The sequence below is a fragment of the Corynebacterium segmentosum genome, assembly GCF_900637825.1.
Taxonomy (GTDB): domain Bacteria; phylum Actinomycetota; class Actinomycetes; order Mycobacteriales; family Mycobacteriaceae; genus Corynebacterium; species Corynebacterium accolens.
The window spans coordinates 1,840,355-1,857,066 of the sequence record NZ_LR134408.1 but is presented as its reverse complement, the minus strand read 5'-3'; the positions used below and the strand labels follow the sequence as shown (position 1 = coordinate 1,857,066).

Annotated in this window: 17 protein-coding genes; 11 read left to right on the top strand and 6 right to left on the bottom strand. The window is 60.0% G+C overall.

The window, feature by feature from the left end; all coding sequences use genetic code 11:
* Positions 1 to 298: 298 nt before the first annotated feature.
* The 3 genes from EL217_RS08815 (at position 299) to EL217_RS08805 (ending at position 2,316) form a co-directional block, all read left to right on the top strand.
* On the top strand, positions 299 to 1,603 hold the full coding sequence (locus tag EL217_RS08815) for an inorganic phosphate transporter (protein WP_005277901.1): 1,305 nt from the start codon (positions 299 to 301) through the stop codon (positions 1,601 to 1,603).
* A gap of 3 nt (positions 1,604 to 1,606) precedes the next feature.
* Entirely contained in the window at positions 1,607 to 1,897 is a 291-nt protein-coding gene (locus EL217_RS08810; RefSeq protein ID WP_005277904.1) for a hypothetical protein, read from the top strand.
* A gap of 164 nt (positions 1,898 to 2,061) precedes the next feature.
* On the top strand, positions 2,062 to 2,316 hold the full coding sequence (locus EL217_RS08805; protein WP_005277906.1) for a hypothetical protein: 255 nt from the start codon (positions 2,062 to 2,064) through the stop codon (positions 2,314 to 2,316).
* A gap of 83 nt (positions 2,317 to 2,399) precedes the next feature.
* Here EL217_RS08805 and fabG read toward each other — a convergent pair whose 3' ends face one another.
* On the bottom strand, positions 2,400 to 3,164 hold the full coding sequence (gene fabG, locus EL217_RS08800; RefSeq protein WP_126319635.1) for a 3-oxoacyl-ACP reductase FabG: 765 nt from the start codon (positions 3,162 to 3,164) through the stop codon (positions 2,400 to 2,402).
* Positions 3,165 to 3,394: 230 nt separating this feature from the next.
* On the opposite strand from fabG, the gene clpX reads away from it, so the two are divergent.
* The gene (gene clpX, locus EL217_RS08795; RefSeq protein ID WP_023029150.1) at positions 3,395 to 4,690 is read left to right on the top strand and encodes an ATP-dependent Clp protease ATP-binding subunit ClpX; all 1,296 of its coding nucleotides are present in this window, start codon (positions 3,395 to 3,397) and stop codon (positions 4,688 to 4,690) included.
* 39 nt (positions 4,691 to 4,729) lie between these two features.
* Here clpX and EL217_RS08790 read toward each other — a convergent pair whose 3' ends face one another.
* Positions 4,730 to 5,488, bottom strand: coding sequence for a TetR/AcrR family transcriptional regulator (locus tag EL217_RS08790; protein WP_023029149.1), 759 nt, complete (start codon positions 5,486 to 5,488; stop codon positions 4,730 to 4,732).
* Between the two features lie 408 nt (positions 5,489 to 5,896).
* Between EL217_RS08790 and EL217_RS08785 the strand changes: the two genes are divergently transcribed.
* Positions 5,897 to 6,859: a malate dehydrogenase gene (locus EL217_RS08785; protein WP_005277917.1), complete on the top strand. Its 963-nt coding sequence runs from the start codon at positions 5,897 to 5,899 to the stop codon at positions 6,857 to 6,859.
* On the opposite strand, the gene panC is transcribed toward EL217_RS08785, so the two are convergent.
* Positions 6,856 to 7,677, bottom strand: coding sequence for a pantoate--beta-alanine ligase (gene panC, locus EL217_RS08780; RefSeq protein WP_005284412.1), 822 nt, complete (start codon positions 7,675 to 7,677; stop codon positions 6,856 to 6,858). The two genes, EL217_RS08785 and panC, sit on opposite strands and share 4 nt — an antisense overlap.
* 11 nt (positions 7,678 to 7,688) lie before the next feature.
* Positions 7,689 to 8,510 (bottom strand): 3-methyl-2-oxobutanoate hydroxymethyltransferase, encoded by an 822-nt coding sequence (panB, locus tag EL217_RS08775; RefSeq protein ID WP_023017075.1) that lies wholly within the window; start codon positions 8,508 to 8,510, stop codon positions 7,689 to 7,691.
* A 57-nt stretch (positions 8,511 to 8,567) separates the two neighbouring features.
* Between panB and EL217_RS08770 the strand changes: the two genes are divergently transcribed.
* The 5 genes from EL217_RS08770 (at position 8,568) to ndk (ending at position 14,144) form a co-directional block, all read left to right on the top strand.
* Positions 8,568 to 11,300 (top strand): valine--tRNA ligase, encoded by a 2,733-nt coding sequence (locus tag EL217_RS08770; RefSeq protein ID WP_126319633.1) that lies wholly within the window; start codon positions 8,568 to 8,570, stop codon positions 11,298 to 11,300.
* Positions 11,300 to 12,871 (top strand): bifunctional tetrahydrofolate synthase/dihydrofolate synthase, encoded by a 1,572-nt coding sequence (folC, locus tag EL217_RS08765; RefSeq protein ID WP_126319631.1) that lies wholly within the window; start codon positions 11,300 to 11,302, stop codon positions 12,869 to 12,871. Before EL217_RS08770 ends, folC begins: the two co-directional genes overlap by 1 nt.
* Positions 12,868 to 13,353, top strand: a complete 486-nt coding sequence (locus tag EL217_RS08760) for a DUF4233 domain-containing protein (RefSeq protein WP_126319629.1) — start codon at positions 12,868 to 12,870, stop codon at positions 13,351 to 13,353. Before folC ends, EL217_RS08760 begins: the two co-directional genes overlap by 4 nt.
* A gap of 5 nt (positions 13,354 to 13,358) precedes the next feature.
* Positions 13,359 to 13,670 (top strand): hypothetical protein, encoded by a 312-nt coding sequence (locus EL217_RS08755; RefSeq protein ID WP_039886017.1) that lies wholly within the window; start codon positions 13,359 to 13,361, stop codon positions 13,668 to 13,670.
* Positions 13,671 to 13,733: 63 nt separating this feature from the next.
* Positions 13,734 to 14,144, top strand: coding sequence for a nucleoside-diphosphate kinase (gene ndk / locus EL217_RS08750; RefSeq protein ID WP_005277934.1), 411 nt, complete (start codon positions 13,734 to 13,736; stop codon positions 14,142 to 14,144).
* Positions 14,145 to 14,291: 147 nt separating this feature from the next.
* Here ndk and EL217_RS08745 read toward each other — a convergent pair whose 3' ends face one another.
* A complete protein-coding gene (locus EL217_RS08745) occupies positions 14,292 to 14,642 on the bottom strand; it encodes an ArsR/SmtB family transcription factor (RefSeq protein ID WP_023029143.1) in 351 nt (116 codons plus the stop codon).
* Positions 14,643 to 14,752: 110 nt separating this feature from the next.
* Here EL217_RS08745 and arsB point away from each other — a divergent pair, with 110 nt between their 5' ends.
* Positions 14,753 to 15,817 carry an ACR3 family arsenite efflux transporter gene (gene arsB / locus EL217_RS08740; protein WP_126319627.1) on the top strand — a complete coding sequence of 355 codons (1,065 nt, stop codon included), beginning with the start codon at positions 14,753 to 14,755 and terminating at the stop codon, positions 15,815 to 15,817.
* On the opposite strand, the gene EL217_RS08735 is transcribed toward arsB, so the two are convergent.
* Entirely contained in the window at positions 15,814 to 16,581 is a 768-nt protein-coding gene (locus EL217_RS08735) for a hypothetical protein (protein ID WP_126319625.1), read from the bottom strand. The two genes, arsB and EL217_RS08735, sit on opposite strands and share 4 nt — an antisense overlap.
* Between the last annotated feature and the right edge of the window lie 131 nt (positions 16,582 to 16,712).

Sequence of the window (16,712 nt, the reverse complement as noted above, 5' to 3'; positions counted from 1 at the left end):
TGAGAGGTGCGTTGGCGTTAAGCCGGCGCACCTCTCTTAGTGTTTTATACCACGGTATTAAAGGCTGAAAATAGATTAGAATTTTGAAAAAATGCTGGTAGAACGCGGATTTCTGGTATGGGGCTGGCACTAAGCCGCGCGCTGAAGGTTAACACTAGGCAAAGTGCAGTTTACTTCTTAGAAACGCTATTGGCTCGCCTTATTATTGCGGGGTACGCTGCTCTTGGTGCGCGACGAATAACGGCGTCGCAAATGCACTTTCTCGTCATTTGTTGATTGCTTACAAGGGGCCAATGCTGTGACAGCGACTTTGATTATCTTGGGCATTGTGGTGGTTACCGCCCTAGCCTTCGACTTCACCAATGGTTTTCACGACACCGCCAATGCGATGGCAACCTCCATTGCCACCGGCGCGCTGAAGCCATTTACCGCGGTAGCGATTTCTGCCGCGCTCAACCTCGTCGGCGCATTCCTGTCCGTGAATGTCGCGGCAACGGTGGCTAAGGGCATCGTCAACCTCGATTCTTATGACCTGTCGGGCGCAGCCGCTGATTCCGATGGTCAGGCCCTTTTGATGGTGGTTTTTACCGGCCTTATCGGCGGTATTCTCTGGAACCTGTTCACCTGGTTGCTCGGACTGCCGTCCAGCTCTTCCCACGCCCTTTTCGGTGGCCTTATCGGCGCTGGTTTCGCCGCCATGGGCACTGGGGGAGTGGAGTGGACCTCCATTATGGCCAAGATCATCATTCCGGCTGTGGCGTCCCCGATTATCGCTGCCTTGGTATCTGCCTGCGCCACCTTCCTCGTGTATTGGGTAACCAACACCATTCCTAATAAGGAAAAGAACGAGCACTTCCGCCACGGTCAGATTGTGACCGCTTGCTTGGTATCGCTGGCACACGGTGCCGGCGACGCTCAGAAGACCATGGGCGTTATCTTCCTAGCCCTCGTGGCCTCGGGCCATGCGGTTGCCGATGCCCGCATTCCCACCTGGGTCATTGTTGCCTGTGCGATTGCTATTGCGGCCGGTACTCTGTCCGGCGGTTGGCGCGTCATCCGCACCTTGGGCAAGGGTCTGGTGGAGATCGAATCCCCGCAAGGTATGGCGGCCGAGGCAACGTCTGCGGCCATCATCTTGACCTCCGCCACCGGCGGCATGGCACTGTCTACGACCCACGTATCCACCGGTTCCATCCTGGGTACCGGCTTGGGCCGCCGCGGCGCGGAAGTTCGCTGGGGCGTGGCGATGCGCATGGTGGCTGCCTGGCTCATTACGCTGCCCTGTGCCGCCTTCGTTGGCTTCGCATCGTGGTGGCTGGCGCACGGCGTTTCCTCTGTCACGACGGTAGCTACCGGTGCCATCGTGGACTTCGTCCTGCTCCTGGCCATGACCGCGCTCATCGTTATCCGCTCCCGCATGAACCCGGTCGATGCCTCCAACGTCAATAATGACTGGGATGACAACGCTGAGTCCGTGGATTCCTCTTTGGAGCCACGCGTTGGCGCGAAAGAGTCCGTCGCAGCCGCAGGGGGTATGACCCCGGTAGCGGCGGTCGACGGGAGCACGAACCCCACCTCATCTACTCCGAACGAGGAGCGCTAGAACATGACTGCTGCAGAAATCTTCGAATCTATTCTCCGCGTCGCCGGACTGGCCCTCGTCTTCGGCGCCGGCATTCCCCTGCTCTTCGCCCTGGGCATGCGTTCCATGACGGGCGATCCCATTCGCGATGATAACGGCGTGGTGGTAGGAGATACTCCCGCGAGCCGGCAAATGAAGGTGCTGGGTTGGACCGTTTATGCCGTACTAGGTGCCATCATTGTGGTGGCAATCGCGTGGATTGCGCGCGATACCCTGAACCATTACTTCGGCTTCGCCCCGTTCGGCGACCTTTAAGAGTCACCCGCGGGCCGAGGGAACGAGCCCGTGACCATGTAATACGCCTCACAGCCACTTAAAGTTAACAAAAGGTTAACTTTAAGTGGCTTAGGGGTTGCTTAGTGGGTAAGTACCAAGTATATTCAACCCTATCAACAGTGCAACATTGAGAGGTGAGAGAGATGAACACGATGCGGACCTTCTTTGGTGGCATTAGCGATATGTTCAAGGACTCCACCACGGGTACGGGTTTGGATACGGTGTCGCAGACGCCGGTTTCTGCCCGCGTAGCGGAAAATCTCGTTGACGCGGGGCTGACCCCCGCGACGACCAAGGACGTCGCTGAGTCCTTCGCATTCGTTGCCGGCCACGCGCCAGATGAGTTGGAAATGCTCGATGTCGAGGCATTCTTGCTCGAATTCGGCTGGCTGCAATAAAAGCCGCACTAGATAACCCCGCCAGGCACCATCCTCGGTGTCGGCGGGGTTATCTGCGTTATAGGGCTGGGCATCGGCAAGCGCTAGCGCGGCGGCAGGATGGCCTCCGGGGTTTCGGGCAGGAGCTGGCCGCCATCAATAATGAGCGTTTGGCCGGTGATATATCCGGCCTCGGTGGAGGCGAGGAAGGCCGCGGCATTGCCAATATCGCGGGGGCTGCCAAGCCGGTGCAGCGGGATGGAGCGCGTCATTTCATCGAGGTAGTCCTGGCCCTGCGCTTCGAGGCCTTCGGTGAGGATATTTCCGGGCAAAACGCCATTGATGGTGATGCCATCGCGGGCGATTTCTAGGGCAGCGGAGCGGATAAAGCCCTGTTGGGCCGCCTTGGAGGCGCCGTAATGTGCCCAACCGGGAAAGCCGGTGTGCGAGCCGGTAATGGAGGTGGTGATAACGATGCGCCCGTAGCCGCGCTCCTTCATATACGGCAGGGCTTCTTGCACGACCTTGAACGTGCCGTGGGTGTTGATTTCAAACATTGTCTCCCACTGTTTATCGGTCATCTCTTCCAGCGGGCAGTTGGGAAAGATCCCGGCATTGGAACAGACGATGTCGATCGCCCCGTGTGCGGCGTGGACCTTGGCAAACATTTCTTTGATGGAGGCCCTATCGGTGACATCGACGGGGTAGGCGGTCGCACCGAGCTCCGCGGCGGTGGCTTCGGCCTTATCGGTATCAATATCGGCAATGACGACGCTGGCGCCGGCTTCGCGCAAGGAGGCAACGATGCCCTTGCCGATGCCCGCAGCCCCGCCCGTGACAATCGCGGTACGGTTGGTGAGGTCAAACATGAAATGGCTCCTTCGGCGGTGGTGGAGGAAGTAGAGGATCCAATCTCAAGTTTAGTGATGTGGGCGGATAAAGATCTGCGAATTTCGCCACGCGGAGGGAATGAATAGGAGCCGTGTCGGGTTGATTTACTAAGGTAGATTTTTGAACAACCAACCGCGGGGACGGAAGTGAGCGAGCCTTCCTACCCACCTTTAAAAGCGGTAAACAAGAGCGAGTGTGAAAGTACTGAATGGCACGTATGCAAGAAAGCGCTGATCTCCTGAAGTGTTCCTTCTGCGGAAAGAGCCAAAAGCAGGTGAAAAAGCTTATCGCCGGTGGCGGGGTCTACATCTGCGATGAGTGCATCGAGCTCTGCAATGAGATTATTGAAGAAGAGCTCGGCCACGAGCAGGCCGAGGAGTCTTCCGAGGCGGAGGTGCGCCTGCCCAAGCCTTCGCAGATTTCTTCCTTTTTGGATAAGTACGTCATTGGCCAGGACAAGGCCAAGCGCGTGCTGTCGGTAGCGGTGTATAACCACTACAAGCGCATTAAGGCCGAAGAATCCGCCGCGCTAGATGCGCGCCGGAAGAAGGCCGAAGGCGAAGAGGTAGAGATCTCTAAGTCCAATATTTTGATGCTGGGGCCTACCGGTTCCGGTAAGACCTACCTGGCGCAGACCTTGGCGCGCCTGCTGGATGTGCCTTTCGCCATCGCGGATGCCACCAGCCTGACGGAGGCCGGTTATGTGGGTGAGGACGTCGAAAATATCCTCTTGAAGCTGCTGCAGGCAGCGGACTTTGACGTGGAGCGCGCCCAGCGCGGCATCATCTACGTCGACGAGGTGGATAAGATTTCCCGCAAATCCGAAAACCCCTCCATTACCCGCGATGTCTCCGGCGAGGGCGTGCAGCAGGCGCTGCTGAAGATCCTGGAGGGAACCGTGGCCGCCATCCCGCCGCAGGGCGGGCGCAAGCACCCCAACCAGGAATTTATCCAGCTAGATACCTCCAATATCCTCTTCATCGTCGCCGGCGCGTTTGCAGGCCTCGACCAGGTGATCGCGGATCGCGTGGGCAAGAAGGGCGTTGGCTTTGGCGCGAAGCTGGGCACCGAAGACGAGCGGGAAAAGGTGGACCTGTTTTCCCAGGTGCGCCCGGAAGACCTCGTGAAGTTCGGCTTGATCCCAGAATTTATCGGCCGCCTGCCCGTGGTGGCGACGGTGGATAACTTGGACCGCGAGGCCCTGGTCAAGGTGCTCACTGAGCCCAAGAACTCGCTGCTCAAGCAGTACAGCCGCCTATTTGAGATGGATGACTGCGAGCTGCACATGGATGACGGGGCGCTGGATGCTATCGCTGAGCTCGCCCTCGAGCGCAAAACCGGCGCGCGCGGCCTGCGCGCGATCCTGGAAGAGCTGCTTGTTCCAGTGATGTTTGAGCTGCCAGACAGAGAAGATATTTCCGCCGTGCACATCACCGCAGACTGCGTCACCCAGGGCGCAGAGCCCGAATTCACCTACAAGGATGAGGCGAAGGAATCGGCTTAGTGAGAAGGGGGCACCGGCAAGCAGCCGGTGCCCCTACTTTTATGCCTCGCCGTAGATATCTTGCGGGGAGGCTTCATCGCCCTCGTCGGCATCAGAAGGCACCAAATAAGACTCGTGGCCGGAATCGGGGATATTGGCGGTGAGGAATGCCAGCACGGCATCGACGGTAAGCCGGTGCATGCCGTCGGTATTTGCCTGGCTGGACATATCCACGCCCAACAGGTTGTCCATCATCGCCCGGTTGGTCACGCGGTACGAGGTGAGCGAGGCGATGATGGTGAAAATATCGTTGGTGGAAATGCCCGGGCGGAAGGCGCCGGCGTCCTGGCCCAGCATGAGCAGGCGATCGAGGTGAAGGGCGACGCCGCTAAAATCCGCCACGGGATTGGTGGAAGAGCCCACGATGGACTGGGCGGTTTCCCAGGTCATCATGCGGATGGCCTCGGGGTGGTTGACGTACTGCCAAAAGATCCAGTCCACCAGCTTGCGCACGCCTTCGACCGGAACCGCGGAATCGAGTTCTAGGTCTTCTTCGTCAGGGCGCAGGCGCTCGGCGGCGGTGCTTAGAGCGCTTAAATACAGGCCCTGCTTATCGCCAAAGTGGTAGTGAATCATGCGCTTGGACATGCCGGATTCCGCGGCGATGGTATCCAGCTTGGTTTCAGAAAAACCCCACGCGGAAAACTGGGAAATGGCGATATCCACCACGGCATCGGTGCTGATGGAATCCGCAGCGTGAGCGTCGGAGTCCTCCGCCTGCTCCGCAGCGTGCAGCGGTTCGGTGTGCTCAGTGCTCATAGCATGTGTCCTATCTCTGCTTCGCGGCGCCGATGTGGCGATGGTGGGTAGTGTCTCGGGAACTGCACGGCCGGCCTCATGCTGGTTCGATGCGGCAGTGGTTGGCCACCGTGCAGCCGCCCACAGGCAGTGAATGCATCCCTGCAAGCGCGCTCCCCAGTGGGGTCTGTGCCGCTTCCATCATGCCCGATTAGCCCCACCCCGCGGGAGGTATGTGCCCATTGGGGGCGTTAATTTGGAGGTAAACGGGGGTAATATCCGGAAATTTGGCGGCGTTTTCCCTCCGAAAGAGGGGGATTTATTTCACAACACGCTACCTCCGTATAGCGCTAAGCTCGGGGGTGGATACATCCCGTGGAGGGTGGCGTGCATGAGGGACGCTTACAACTCCACGACATATGAGGAGGAATGAGCATGACCCAGCCAGTAAAAGTAACCGTTACCGGCGCCGCCGGAAATATCGCCTACTCCCTGCTGTGGCGGATTGCCGCAGGCGACGTATTTGGCAAGGACACCCCGGTAGACCTTGCCCTCTTGGAAATCCCCGCGGTAGTAGAAAAGGCCGAGGGCGTGGCCATGGAGCTGCGCGATTCCGCCCTGCCGCTGGTGAATTCGATTGCGGTGACCGATGACCTCAAGGTGGCCTTTGAGGATGCCTCCGCCGCATTCCTCGTCGGCTCCCGCCCACGCAGCAAGGGCATGGAGCGCGCTGACCTGCTCGAGGCCAACGGTGCCATCTTTACTGAGCAGGGCAAGGCCATCAATGACTACGCGGCTCGCGATGTCCGCGTGCTGGTGGTGGGCAACCCAGCCAATACCAACGCGCTGATTGCCGCGCATAGCGCGCCGGATCTGGATAACTCCCAGTTCAACGCGCTCATGCGCCTGGACCATAACCGCACCTTGGGCCAGCTGGCGGCCAAGACGGGCAAGGCCACCAAGGACTTTTCCAAGATTGCGGTCTGGGGCAACCACTCCGCCACCCAGTTCCCGGATATCGCTTTCTCCAACGCGGAGGTAGATGAGCAGTGGTACCGCGAGGAGATGATCCCCAAGGTGGCCAAGCGCGGCGCGGAGATCATCGAGGTGCGCGGCAGCTCGTCCGCGGCGTCGGCTGCATCTGCGGCCGTGGACCACATGCACGATTGGGTCCACGGCACCGAGGATTGGCGCACCGCCGCCGTGCCTTCGGATGGCTCCTACGGTGTCGATGAGGGCCTCATCTGCGGCTTTCCCACCATCTGCCGCGACGGCAAGTGGGAAATCGTCCAAGGCCTGGAGCTCAGCGATTTCCAGAAGGAGCGCATCGAGGCCTCCGTGCAGGAGCTGCGTGAGGAGCGCGAGGCCGTAGCCCACCTGCTGAAAGGTTAAGCCTCCAGCACCAAGTTATCGATGAGCCGCACCGGCCCCACATGCGCTGCTACCAGCGCCAAGGCGGGCCGGTGTTGTGCATCTACGGGCTCGAGCGTGGCCGGGTCCACCACGGTGAGGTAATCCACCGTCACGCCGGGGGAGGAAGCGAGCTGGGCCTCAGCTTCTTCACGTGAGGCGCCATCCTGCAGCGCGAAGAGTGCCTGGGATAAGGCGACCGCCTGCTCACGCTCGGCGGCACTGAGGCGCGCATTGCGGCTGGACTCGGCCACGCCGTCCGTTGCGCGCACGATGGGCACGCTGATGATGTCCAGCGGCAGGTCGAGGTCCGCCACCAGGCGGCGGATGATCGCTACTTGCTGCGCATCCTTTTGCCCAAAATAAGCGCGGTCTGGTGTGACAAGGTGAAACAGCTTGCTCACCACGGTGGCCACGCCGTCAAAGTGGCCGGGGCGCGAGGCACCTTCCAAGACCGAGCCCATCTCACCCGTGCGCACCCACACCCGCGGGGTGCCACCCGGGTACATTTCCTCCACGCTGGGGGCGAAGACCGCATCGACTCCCAACGAGTCCAGCAGTGCGGCATCCGCGTCGAGGGTGCGCGGGTAGGCGCGGTAGTCTTCGCAGTCGCCCAGGTCCGTGAACTGGAGGGGATTGACAAAGACCGAGCACACCACGGTGTCGTTGTCTTCGCGGGCGCGGCGAATGAGGGAAGCGTGGCCGTCGTGAAGCGCGCCCATCGTGGGCACCAAACCCACGGAACCGGACGCTGCCGCGCGGAAGGCACGGAGTTCGGATTTAGTTGTGAGGATCTGCATGGCTTAAGACCTTAGTCCTCGAAAGACTCCTCGGCGTTGGGGAAGGAACGTTCACCCACATCTGCGACATAGTCCTTCGCTCCTTCCAGCAGCGCGCCGCGCAGATTCGCGTAGCGGCGCACAAAACGCGGCGCCTTGGGACCTCCCAGGCCGAAGGCATCGGTCCACACCAGAATCTGACCGTCGGTCTGCGCGCCGGCGCCGATGCCGATGGTGGGGATGGGCAGCTCCTTGGTCACCTGCTCAGCAAGGGCTGCCGGGACCATCTCCAGAACCACGGCGAAGGCGCCGGCCTCGGCGAGGGCGCGGGCGTCGTCGTGAAGCTTCTCCGCACCGGCACCCCGGCCTTGGACCACGAAGCCGCCCAAGGCGTGGACCTGCTGGGGTGTAAAGCCAATGTGGGCGCAGACCGGGATGCCGGCGGCGACAAGCGCGGCAACAATGGGAGCGCGCTCCGCACCGCCCTCCAGCTTCACGGCCTGCGCGCCGGTTTCCTTCATGACGCGCACCGCGGTCTCCAGCGCCTGGGAGGGGCCGTCCTCATAGGAGCCGAAGGGAAGGTCCACCACCACGAAGGCGCGGGAGGTCGAAGCAACCACCGCGGTGGCCAGCGGGATCATCTCATCGAGGGTGAGCGAGAGCGTGGTTTCGCGGCCCAGCACCACGTTGGCCAGGGAATCGCCGACGAGCAGGAGATCGACCCCGGCTTCATCGAAGATTTCGGCGGTCAAGCAGTCGTAGCTCGTCAGGCACGCGAAGGCCTGAGAGTTGTCTTTGGCTTGGGTGAAGTAACGGGTGCGGAGGCGGGCGCGGTGGCCAGGGTTGTGAGACATGCCCTTACTCTAGACAGGCCGGTGGTGCCAGTTGACGCACAGGGTAGAGTTGGCCAGGTGACTGATCAGAATAAAGAGCAACTCGTTGGCACCAACCGCGCGGACCAGCTTCCCAAGTCCTGGGAGCCGCAGGCAGTAGAAAAAGACCTCTACGAAGGCTGGGTAAGCGCCGGTTACTTCACCCCGGATGCATCCTCGGAGGCGGAGCCCTATTCCATCGTGCTGCCGCCGCCGAACGTCACCGGCCAGCTGCACATGGGCCACGCCTTGGACCACACTCTGATCGACTCCATCATTCGCCGCAAGCGCATGCAGGGCTATGCCACCCTGTGGCTGCCGGGCGCTGACCACGCAGGCATCGCCACCCAGACCAAGGTGGAGGCCCGTCTGCGTGAGCAGGAGGGAAAGAAGCGCTGGGACTATGAGCGCGAGGAATTCATCAACAAGGTCTGGGAATGGAAGGAAGAATTCGGTGGCACCATCCAGAACCAGATGCGCGCCATCGGTGACTCCGTGGACTGGACCCGCGAGCGCTTTACCCTGGATGAGGGCCTGTCGCGTGCGGTACAGACCATCTTTAAGAACCTCTACGATGAGGGCATGATTTACCGGGCCAACCGCCTGGTCAACTGGTCACCGGTGCTAGAGACCGCCGTTTCTGATATCGAGGTCGTCTACAAGGACGTCGAGGGCGAGCTGGTCTCCATCCGTTATGGCTCGCTCAATGACGATGAGCCGCACCTCATTGTTGCCACCACGCGTGTGGAAACCATGCTTGGCGATGTCGCCATTGCCGTCCACCCCGACGATGAGCGCTACGCCCACCTCGTGGGCCAAGAATTGGATCACCCCTTCCGCGATGACTTGAAGCTGAAGATCATCGCCGATGATTATGTGGACATGGAGTTTGGTACCGGTGCGGTAAAGATCACCCCAGCTCACGATCCCAATGACTACGCCATGGGCACCCGCCATAACTTGGATATGCCGACGGTCATGGATACCACCGGCCACATCGCGCATACCGGCACCCGCTTTGATGGCATGACGCGCGAAGAAGCGCGCGTGGAAATCCGGGAGGCGCTGCGGGAGCAGGGGCGCATCGTCAAAGAAATCCGCCCCTATGTCCACTCCGTGGGCCACTCGGAGCGCTCCGGCGAGCCCATCGAGCCGCGCCTATCGCTGCAGTGGTTCGTCGATGTCGCGCAGATGGCGAAGGCCTCTGGCGATGCCGTGCGCGAGGGCGATACCGTCTTGCACCCGCAGTCGCTGGAGCCGCGCTATTTCGAGTGGGTCGATGACATGCACGATTGGTGCATTTCCCGCCAGCTGTGGTGGGGCCACCGCATCCCCATTTGGTACGGCCCGGAGCGCACGAACGAGTCCGGCGAGGTCGAACGCGACATCGTGTGCGTCGGCCCCGATGAGGAGCCGCCGGCAGGCTACGAGCAGGATCCGGATGTCCTTGATACCTGGTTCTCTTCGGCGCTGTGGCCATTTTCCACCCTGGGCTGGCCCGATAAGACCCCGGATCTGGAGAAGTTCTATCCCACCAACGTGCTCGTTACGGCCTATGACATCTTGTTCTTCTGGGTCGCGCGCATGATGATGTTCGGCACCTTCGCCGGCACCAAGACCCCAGAGCTTTTGGGTGAGGGCACCGATGGCCGCCCGCAGATTCCTTTCAAGGACCTCTACCTGCACGGCCTTGTGCGCGATGAGCAGGGCCGCAAGATGTCCAAGTCCCTGGGCAATGGCATTGACCCGATGGACTGGGTGCGCGATTACGGCGCCGATGCGCTGCGCTTTACCCTTGCCCGCGGCGCCAACCCGGGCGTGGATTTGCCGCTGGGCTCTGATGCCGCCGCGGCATCGCGTAACTTTGCCACCAAGCTCTTTAATGCCACCAAGTTCGCGCTGATGAACGGCGCCGGCGTGGCACCGCTGCCAAAACGCACGGAGCTTTCCGATGCCGACCGCTGGATCCTCGACCGCGCCGAAGAGGTGCGCACTCAGGTCGATGCCTACTTGGACGATTATCAATTTGCCAAGGCCAACGAGCTGCTTTACCACTTCACCTGGGATGAGCTCTGTGACTGGTACCTGGAGATTGCCAAGACGCAGATCCCGCGTGATGGCGAAACGGTAGAAGGCCGCAATACCCAGATCGTTTTGGGCCGCGTCATCGACGTCGTGCTGCGCCTATTGCACCCCACCATGCCGTATGTGACCGAGGTGCTGTGGAAGGCATTGACCGGCGGGGAATCCATCGTCATCGCCCCATGGCCCACGGTGGCCGATACCAACGGCGGCGCCACCAAGGACGCGGTGGCCGCCCGCCGCATTGACGATGCCGATAAGCTCATCACCGAGCTGCGCCGCTTCCGCTCCGATCAGGGCGTCAAGCCATCGCAGAAGGTACCGGGACGCCTCGACTTCGCCGCGGCAGACCTGCAGGGCCAAGAGGAATTGGTCCGCAACCTGGCCAATACCACCGCGCCGGACGAGGACTTTAACCCCTCGGCCTCCATTGAGGTGCGCCTGTCCCAGGCCACCGTGGAGGTCACGCTGGATACCCACGGCGCGGTCGACGTTGAAGCCGAGCGCAAGCGCCTGGAAAAGGATCTGGCCAAGGCCAATAAGGAACTGGAACAGACCGGCAAGAAGCTGGGCAATGAAAACTTCCTGGCCAAGGCGCCGGAAGAGGTGGTCACTAAGATTCGGGCGCGCCAAGACATCGCGCGCGAGGAAGTCGAGCGCATTACCAGCCGTTTGGAGGGCCTTAAGTAGTGACAGATCAGCGCTTCAATCACGACGCCAACGGCAATGGCGAGGCCACCGGGGGAGAGGACGATTTTGAGATCGTCGATGCCCTCAAGGAAGGCACCGATGGCACCCCGGTGGAGATCACGGAATCGGGCCTGACCCTCAACCTGGGCATGGGCGAGGACGAAGAATATAACGACGCCGCGCCCCAAGAGGTATCCCCGGAGGAGCTGCAGGCGCTCGGTGAGGTGGAAGACGAGCTCAATCAGCGCTGGCCGGAGACCAAGATTGAGCCCACCCTGGAGCGCATCGAGATGCTCATGGATTTGCTGGGACATCCCGAGCAGTCCTTTGATGTCATCCACATCGCGGGCACCAACGGCAAGTCTTCTACCGCGCGCATGGTCGATTCGCTGCTGCGTTCCTTCCACCGCCGCGTGGGCCTGGTCACCAGCCCGCACCTGCAGCGGGTCACCGAGCGCATCGGCATCGATGGCCGGCCCATCCACCCGCGCGACTACGTGCGCCTGTGGCACGAAATCAAGCCATACGTGGAGATGGTGGATGCGCGTTCCGATGTCCCCATGTCCAAGTTCGAGGTCCTGGTAGGTCTGTCCTATGCAGCGTTTGCCGATGCCCCCGTTGACGTCGTCGTCGTCGAGGTCGGCCTCGGCGGGCTGTGGGATGCCACGAACGTGGTCAATGCAGACGTCTCCGTGATTACCCCGGTGGGCCTTGACCACACGGATTACCTGGGCAGCGATATTCGGGAGATCGCGGGGGAGAAAGCGGGCATCATCAAGCGCCGCGCCGATGCCGAAGACCCGCTGACCCCGAACGAAAACATCGCCATCATCGCCGAGCAAGACCCTGAGGCCATGCAGGTCATCCTGCAGCGCGCGGTGGATATGGATGCGGGCGTGGCCCGCTCCGGCGCGGAGTTCGCGGCCCTAGAATCCCGCATCGCGGTCGGTGGCCAGCAGGTCAATATCCAGGGCCTCGGCGGCATGTATGAGGATATTTTCTTGCCGCTGCACGGCGAGCACCAGGCCAAGAACGCGGCCGTTGCCCTTGCGGCGGTGGAAGCCTTCTTCGGTGCCGCTTCCGGGCATCCTCTGGATATTGCCTCTGTGCGCAATGGTTTTGCCAAGACGATTTCGCCCGGCCGCCTCGAGCGCGTGCGCACCTCGCCCACGACGTTTATCGATGCCGCCCACAATCCCCACGGCGCCAAGGCGCTCGGCGCGGCGCTCGACCGCGACTTCGATTTCGCCCGGCTTATCGGCGTGGTCTCCATCTTTGGCGATAAGGACGCCCAGGGCATCCTCGCCGCGCTGGAGCCGTACTTGAGCGAGGTGGTCATCACCCAAAACTCCTCGCCGCGCGCGATCGATGCCTATGAGCTAGCGGAAACGGCCCGCGATATTTATGGCGAAGAGCGCGTCTATGTGGCCGATGATCTGCCCGGTGCCTACGCGCAAGCCGTGGAGCTGGCCGAGGAATCCGAGGTGCAATCCGGCTCCGGTATCGTGATTACCGGTTCGGTGGTCACCGCCGGCGAAGCCCGCGCGATGTTTGGAAAGGAGCCCGCATGACCAGCCCTGATCCTCGGTCTCGTCCGCCTCGTCCGCCGCGCCGTGGCGACGACATCGCGGAGAATGAAATCGGCCCATTGGGCTTGGGGCAGGACCCCGTCAAGGATCCGCTCAAGAGCTTTAACGGCATGGTCATCGCCAGCTCGCTCATCATGGAGTCGATCACGCTCGTTTTAGCCCTGCCGCTGTTGTACAAGCTGTATGACGGCACGCTGTGGACGCCGTTTAACTACGGTGTGGTCGTAGGTGCCCTGATATTCCACCTGGGCATGATCGCGTTTATGAATAAGAAGTGGGCGCTGACCGTCATCGTCTGGGCGCAGCTATTGGGGCTTATCCTGGGGTTTATGGCGCACTGGTCCATCGCCGCGATCTTCATCATCTTCGGCATGGAGTGGCTGCTCGCGGCGTATTTGCGCAGTAACTTAATCGCCCGCATGAAGCGCGGTTACTTAACTACCCAGCACCTCAACCAAAAGTAGTGGCCATGCGCACCGTCTATCTCGTCCTCGCGGCCCTGGCTTGCATTGCCGCGGTCGCTGCCCGCGCAGCCACGGGCGCGCCGTGGCTGCCGCTAGTAGCGCTCATCATTGCCGCCGTATTTTTGGCCCTTGCCCTGCGCGCTAATTTTCAGCGGGCAGAAGAAGCCACCATTGATGATTTAGATAAAGAGCAGCGCGCAGAGATTAAGCGTTTGCTCGGCAACGGTCAGTTCGGCACGGCGGTCAACCAAGTGCGCCTGTGGTTTCGGGGTACCTCGCACGAGCGCGCGACGGAGATAGTCCAGCAGCTTACTTAATGCTGCCCCCGCTTATAGCCCTCGGTCGTGGACGAGTTGTGGGTATTCGGTACAGTATGGGGCATGACTGAACGTACATTGATCCTCATTAAGCCGGACGGCGTAAAGAACGGCCACGTGGGCGAGATCATCGCCCGCATCGAGCGCAAGGGCCTCAAGCTGGCCGAGCTGGACCTGCGCGTGGCTGACCGCGAGACCGCAGAAAAGCACTACGAAGAGCACAAGGACAAGCCATTCTTCGGCGAGCTGGTGGACTTCATCACCTCCGCACCGCTGATTGCCGGCGTTGTTGAAGGCGAGCGCGCCATCGAGGCATGGCGCCAGCTGGCCGGCGGCACCGACCCAGTCTCCAAGGCCGCACCGGGTTCCATCCGCGGTGACTTCGCACTCAGCGTGGGCGAGAACATCGTGCACGGCTCCGACTCCCCAGAGTCCGCAGAGCGCGAGATTGGAATTTGGTTCCCGAATCTCTAAGTACTGAAGCTAGCTAGATTTCAAGGAAGCCCGAGCGTTAAGCTCGGGCCTTTTCCTTTATAAAGGGATTTATTAAGGGTCTAAAAACGTTGATTGGCTCACAGAATTGCGGGCATATTAGCTCAAAGTTTTATAGTTAGTGGCTCTTTAATCGAAGGAGAGTAACTTGCACAGTGCGGTGAAAGCTTGTTTTTGCACTTCATGGGTGACGGTGCGGCCAGTTTGCCGTTTGGCTAAGAGGCCAGCATCCCGCAATTTTGCAAGATGGTGAGACACCGTCGGCTGGCTGAGACCGGATAATGTGGTCAGTTCGGAAACGCTCATCGGGCCGCAGCCTTCATCGCACAAGATGGATAAAAGACGAAGTCGGGCGGGATCTGCAAGTACCTTGAATTGCTGGGCAAGATGCACGGAATCGGCCTGGTCTAGGGGGCCGTTGCTGAGTGAACAACATTCGTTGATGTGGGGATTTTTGGTCGTGCCGTGCGAAGAAACCATGCCTTCAGTATATGGGCGTTTGCCTCATCTATTCATATTGACGAGCATCGATATGAACGGTTACAGTAGTGCAGAATACAGTGCTACTTGGGTCAATAGAGGAGACGGTTATGGCTACATCACAGCAGCCGCGTTTGGCTTTTCTCGATCGCTTTCTTCCCGTGTGGATCATCATAGCTATGATTCTTGGCCTGCTTATAGGCCATTTTCTTCCAGGCATTGGAAAGGCGCTCTCAGCTTGGGAAGTTGGAGGTATTTCCCTTCCAATCGCTTTAGGGCTGCTGGTGATGATGTATCCACCGCTTGCTAAAGTGCGCTATGAAAAGACCCGGGAGATTGCCACTGACAGACGGCTGATGACCGTGTCGATCGTCTTGAATTGGCTTGTGGGTCCAGCATTCATGTTCGCACTGGCCTGGCTATTCTTGGCGGATCAACCCGAGTTGCGCACGGGTCTTATTATTGTCGGCCTCGCCCGCTGCATCGCCATGGTCTTGGTGTGGTCAGACCTATCCTGCGGTGACCGAGAAGCCACGGCAGTATTAGTAGCAATCAACTCCGTTTTCCAAGTTGCGATGTTCGGTGTCCTGGGGTGGTTCTACCTGCAGATACTGCCGGGATGGCTGGGCCTTGATACCACCTCTGTCGAATTTTCTTTCTGGTCCATTGTTACTTCGGTGCTCGTATTCTTAGGAATTCCGCTTTTGCTCGGGGTTATCTCCCGAGTATGGGCCGAGAAAACTAAGGGCCGTGAGTGGTTTGAAAACCGTTACCTTCCCGCTGTGTCTCCTTTAGCAATGATCGGTTTGCTGTACACAATCGTCTTACTGTTCTCCCTGCAGGGAGAACAGCTCGTGGAGCAGCCGATAGCGGTGGTTAGGGTAGCGGTGCCTCTGATGCTGTACTTTGTCGGGATGTTCTTTCTGGCTTTGGGCGTAGCTAAAGCTGCCGGAATGAATTATGCACAGTCTGCCTCAGTGGCCTTTACCGCAGCGGGAAATAATTTTGAGTTAGCCATCGCGGTGTCCATCGGTACCTTTGGTGCCACCTCTGCTCAAGCGTTAGCCGGTACTATCGGACCCCTCGTGGAAATTCCGGTTTTGGTTGGCCTGGTATACGTCATGCTCTGGATTGGCCCAAAGTTGTTTCCTGGAGACCAAAGTTTGCCAAGTTAGCGTTTGCCAATTTGATAGAGGCAGCGCACGCCAGTAGGGGTGAGGCTGATGCGCCAGCTTTCTACTTTTGATCGCAGCCCAATATTTTCTACCTTTACTAGCCCATGCTTTTTTAGTTCCTGGAGCGCATCGGACAGGGGATCTAGCTCCACCTGCATCAGGCGGGACAAGGCATTGGTGGTGGTCGTATTGCCCTGGACGGCCCCGGCGGTGACGAGGGCGGTGAGGATATCGAGGTGGGCATCGGCAAGCTGCATGGCATGATCTGTGACCCCTTCTAAGGGATCTTCAGCCACGATGCGCTGCATGCGGCGGCGGCCAATGCGGAAGGACTGGGAATCCATGGCCCACAAACCCAGTGGAAATGCGAACGCCGACACCGCGCCGGTTAAGATACCTTCCACGGGTGGGGCCAGGGAAATGTCCGGCAACCAGCCAGCCGCGGATAGCGGGGCCATGGCCAGCGGTAGAGCAATTGGAATTACTGGCGCCCAATAAGCAATGGCGGGGTAATCGCCCTCGAGGTAGACATCCTGGCTAGCCCCAGTGGAGCGGGGATAGTGGCGGATGAGGGGCACTAGTCCGATGACCGCAAAGACCGCAAAAACGGCGGCGCCTATCAGCATGTAGCTGGCCCCCGTTTGAGCAAAACCGAGGGCAAAGCCGGCCGGAACGCCGCATAAGCACGCCTCTTTCGGCGTAATTTCATTGCGTTTCCGGTACTGCGATAATTTCCGGGCGGGAAGTGGTGCCAGTTCTGCCATAAGTTCAAACGTATCATCGCCCACAGCCTGCTCGCCCCGCCAAGATTCTGTGACACAATGGAACTCACGCGCAGCGTGCGCATAATTTCATAATCCTACAAGCTTTAACGCAGTGCGTTTATCGTGGCTAT

Bases quoted from the DNA above. Each gene is read 5' to 3' on its own strand.
- EL217_RS08805 (WP_005277906.1), top strand. From the start codon at position 2,062: ATGAACACGATGCGGACCTTCTTTGGTGGCATTAGCGATATGTTCAAG.
- EL217_RS08810 (WP_005277904.1), top strand. From the start codon at position 1,607: ATGACTGCTGCAGAAATCTTCGAATCTATTCTCCGCGTCGCCGGACTG.
- panC (WP_005284412.1), bottom strand. From the start codon at position 7,677: ATGCAGATCCTCACAACTAAATCCGAACTCCGTGCCTTCCGCGCGGCA.
- fabG (WP_126319635.1), bottom strand. From the start codon at position 3,164: ATGTTTGACCTCACCAACCGTACCGCGATTGTCACGGGCGGGGCTGCG.
- ndk (WP_005277934.1), top strand. From the start codon at position 13,734: ATGACTGAACGTACATTGATCCTCATTAAGCCGGACGGCGTAAAGAAC.
- EL217_RS08735 (WP_126319625.1), bottom strand. From the start codon at position 16,581: ATGGCAGAACTGGCACCACTTCCCGCCCGGAAATTATCGCAGTACCGG.
- panB (WP_023017075.1), bottom strand. From the start codon at position 8,510: ATGTCTCACAACCCTGGCCACCGCGCCCGCCTCCGCACCCGTTACTTC.
- EL217_RS08785 (WP_005277917.1), top strand. From the start codon at position 5,897: ATGAGCATGACCCAGCCAGTAAAAGTAACCGTTACCGGCGCCGCCGGA.
- clpX (WP_023029150.1), top strand. From the start codon at position 3,395: ATGGCACGTATGCAAGAAAGCGCTGATCTCCTGAAGTGTTCCTTCTGC.
- EL217_RS08755 (WP_039886017.1), top strand. From the start codon at position 13,359: ATGCGCACCGTCTATCTCGTCCTCGCGGCCCTGGCTTGCATTGCCGCG.
- arsB (WP_126319627.1), top strand. From the start codon at position 14,753: ATGGCTACATCACAGCAGCCGCGTTTGGCTTTTCTCGATCGCTTTCTT.
- EL217_RS08760 (WP_126319629.1), top strand. From the start codon at position 12,868: ATGACCAGCCCTGATCCTCGGTCTCGTCCGCCTCGTCCGCCGCGCCGT.
- EL217_RS08790 (WP_023029149.1), bottom strand. From the start codon at position 5,488: ATGAGCACTGAGCACACCGAACCGCTGCACGCTGCGGAGCAGGCGGAG.
- EL217_RS08745 (WP_023029143.1), bottom strand. From the start codon at position 14,642: ATGGTTTCTTCGCACGGCACGACCAAAAATCCCCACATCAACGAATGT.